This is a genomic window from Companilactobacillus mindensis DSM 14500 (assembly GCF_001434275.1).
Lineage (GTDB): Bacteria > Bacillota > Bacilli > Lactobacillales > Lactobacillaceae > Companilactobacillus > Companilactobacillus mindensis.
In genome coordinates this window covers 1-325 of sequence record NZ_AZEZ01000064.1, presented here as the reverse complement: position 1 = coordinate 325, position 325 = coordinate 1, and the positions used below count along the sequence as shown (strand labels likewise).

At 43.7% G+C, this 325-nt stretch carries 2 tRNA genes; both read left to right on the top strand.

What is annotated here, in order from left to right:
* The first annotated feature begins 75 nt into the window (after positions 1–75).
* Positions 76–150, top strand: a tRNA-Ile gene (locus FD29_RS05960).
* Between the two features lie 30 nt (positions 151–180).
* A tRNA-Ala gene (locus FD29_RS05955) sits at positions 181–253 on the top strand.
* The last annotated feature ends 72 nt before the right edge of the window (positions 254–325 follow it).

The following is a 325-nucleotide window of genomic DNA, read 5'->3' as shown; positions in this document are numbered from 1 at the left end:
ATGCGTAAGCATCAACGGAATACACAATCGTTAAAACTTTGTTTAGTTTTGAGAGGCCTACCGAGGCGTTTTTTCGGGCCTATAGCTCAGCTGGTTTAGAGCGCACGCCTGATAAGCGTGAGGTCGATGGTTCAAGTCCATTTAGGCCCATTCTCAGAAAATTTAATAAGCATTACCTATGGGGGTTTAGCTCAGCTGGGAGAGCACCTGCTTTGCAAGCAGGAGGTCATCGGTTCGATCCCGTTAACCTCCATTGACTGAGAAGTCATACTCGTACCTTGAAAACTGGATATTAAGAATTAATGAATTAAAGAAACACCGAAAA